The sequence below is a fragment of the Flavobacterium succinicans genome (assembly GCF_001662485.1).
Taxonomy (GTDB): domain Bacteria; phylum Bacteroidota; class Bacteroidia; order Flavobacteriales; family Flavobacteriaceae; genus Flavobacterium; species Flavobacterium succinicans_A.
The window spans coordinates 1-3,011 of the sequence record NZ_JMTM01000038.1 but is presented as its reverse complement, the minus strand read 5'-3'; the positions used below and the strand labels follow the sequence as shown (position 1 = coordinate 3,011).

Sequence of the window (3,011 nt, the reverse complement as noted above, 5' to 3'; positions counted from 1 at the left end):
TGTACATAAGCTTACGGGTTATTAGTACTACTCGACTATGACATTACTGCCTTTACATCTATAGCCTATCAACGTGGTCATCTCCCACGACCCTTAAAAGAAATCTCATCTTGTGGTGGGTTTCGCGCTTATATGCTTTCAGCGCTTATCCCTTCCAAACGTAGCTACTCTGCGGTGCCCCTGGCGGGACAACAGATACACTAGAGGTTTGTCCAATTCGGTCCTCTCGTACTAGAATCAGATCCACTCAAATTTCTAACGCCCACAGTAGATAGAGACCGAACTGTCTCACGACGTTCTGAACCCAGCTCGCGTGCCACTTTAATGGGCGAACAGCCCAACCCTTGGGACCTTCTCCAGCCCCAGGATGTGACGAGCCGACATCGAGGTGCCAAACCCCCCCGTCGATATGAGCTCTTGGGGGAGATCAGCCTGTTATCCCCGGCGTACCTTTTATCCTTTGAGCGATGGCCCTTCCATGCGGAACCACCGGATCACTATGCTCTACTTTCGTACCTGATCGACCTGTATGTCTCTCAGTCAAGCTCCCTTATGCCATTGCACTCTACGCACGGTTACCAAGCGTACTGAGGGAACCTTTAGAAGCCTCCGTTACTCTTTTGGAGGCGACCACCCCAGTCAAACTACCCACCAAGCAATGTCCCCCGCAATACGGGGTTAGGCCTCAGATAAACAAAGGGTTGTATTTCAACAATGACTCCACAACGCCTAGCGACGCCACTTCACAGTCTCCAACCTATCCTACACATCATTTATCCAAGGTCAATACTAAGCTATAGTAAAGGTGCACAGGGTCTTTTCGTCCCACTGCGGGTAAACGGCATCTTCACCGTTACTACAATTTCACCGAGCTCATGGCTGAGACAGTGTCCAGATCGTTACACCATTCGTGCAGGTCGGAACTTACCCGACAAGGAATTTCGCTACCTTAGGACCGTTATAGTTACGGCCGCCGTTTACTGGGGCTTCAATTCAATGCTTCTCCGAAGATAACATCTCCTCTTAACCTTCCAGCACCGGGCAGGTGTCAGGCCCTATACTTCATCTTACGATTTTGCAGAGCCCTGTGTTTTTGATAAACAGTCGCCTGGACCTCTTCACTGCGGCCCTGATTACTCAGGGCGACCCTTCTCCCGAAGTTACGGGTCTATTTTGCCTAATTCCTTAGCCATGAATCTCTCGAGCACCTTAGGATTCTCTCCTCGACTACCTGTGTCGGTTTACGGTACGGGTACTAATTACCTGAAGTTTAGAGGTTTTTCTTGGAAGCCCTTAGGCGCACTATCTCTTTGACCGAAGTCTCCGAGTACTATCGTATTTCCCCAAGCCGCGTGGATTTGCCTGCGCAGCTTATAGGTAGGTACTTCAACGAACTATTCCGTCAGTTCGCGGCGCTTTCATCACTCCGTCACCCCATCACAGTAATCAGTAGTACGGGAATATTAACCCGTTGGCCATCGACTGTCCCTTTCGGGTTCGCCTTAGGTCCCGACTAACCCACAGCTGATTAGCATAGCTGTGGAAACCTTAGTCTTTCGGTGTGCGGGTTTCTCGCCCGCATTATCGTTACTTATGCCTACATTTTCTTTTCTAACCAGTCCAGCATACCTTACGATACACCTTCAACCCTGTTAGAATGCTCCCCTACCACTTACAATTGCTTGTAAATCCATAGCTTCGGTAATATGTTTATGCCCGATTATTATCCATGCTCGTCCGCTCGACTAGTGAGCTGTTACGCACTCTTTAAATGAATGGCTGCTTCCAAGCCAACATCCTAGCTGTCTGGGCAGACAAACCTCGTTCTTTCAACTTAACATATATTTGGGGACCTTAGCTGATGGTCTGGGTTCTTTCCCTCTCGGACTTGGACCTTAGCACCCAAGCCCTCACTGTTATCAATCATTATATAGCATTCGGAGTTTGTCAGGAATTGGTAGGCGGTGAAGCCCCCGCATCCAATCAGTAGCTCTACCTCTATATAACTAAAATAACGCTGCACCTAAATGCATTTCGGGGAGTACGAGCTATTTCCGAGTTTGATTGGCCTTTCACCCCTACCCACAGGTCATCCGAAGACTTTTCAACGTCAACCGGTTCGGACCTCCACACTGTGTTACCAGCGCTTCATCCTGCCCATGGGTAGATCACACGGTTTCGCGTCTAACACTACTGACTAAAGCGCCCTATTCAGACTCGCTTTCGCTACGGATCCATGCCTTAAGCACTTATCCTTGCCAGCAACGTTAACTCGTAGGCTCATTATGCAAAAGGCACGCCGTCACCCCACGAAAGGGCTCCGACCGCTTGTAAGCGTATGGTTTCAGGATCTATTTCACTCCGTTATTCACGGTTCTTTTCACCTTTCCCTCACGGTACTGGTTCACTATCGGTCTCTCAGGAGTATTTAGCCTTAGCGGATGGTCCCGCCAAATTCAGACAGGGTTTCACGTGCCCCGCCCTACTCAGGATACCACTATCCTTTACATTCATTACTTATACGAGGCTATCACTCTCTATGGCTCTACTTTCCAGTAGATTCTAATTCTTTATGCAAGAAATGTCGTGGTCCTACAACCCCAATCATGCCGTAACATGGTTGGTTTGGGCTAATCCGCGTTCGCTCGCCACTACTTACGGAATCACTTTTGTTTTCTTCTCCTCCGCCTACTTAGATGTTTCAGTTCAGCGGGTTTGCCCACCTATCGGTGTACTATGTCTTCAACATAGTGGGTTGCCCCATTCGGATATCTACGGATCAATTCGTGTGTGCCAATCCCCGTAGCTTTTCGCAGCTTATCACGTCCTTCTTCGCCTCTGAGAGCCTAGGCATCCCCCATACGCCCTTATTTTGCTTATTGTACTTACGTAGTATTAAGATTTAAGTACTAAGTATCAAGATTACTCTTAATACTTGATACTATCTTCTTGATACTATCATGTTCTTTCTACTTTTTATTATTTCTTATCTCAATATGTCAATGAACTTT

Annotated in this window: 1 rRNA gene; it reads right to left on the bottom strand. The window is 47.9% G+C overall.

The features are described 5' to 3' along the window. Position 1: 1 nt before the first annotated feature. Positions 2-2,882 (bottom strand): 23S ribosomal RNA (locus FLB_RS07255). Positions 2,883-3,011: the final 129 nt, after the last annotated feature.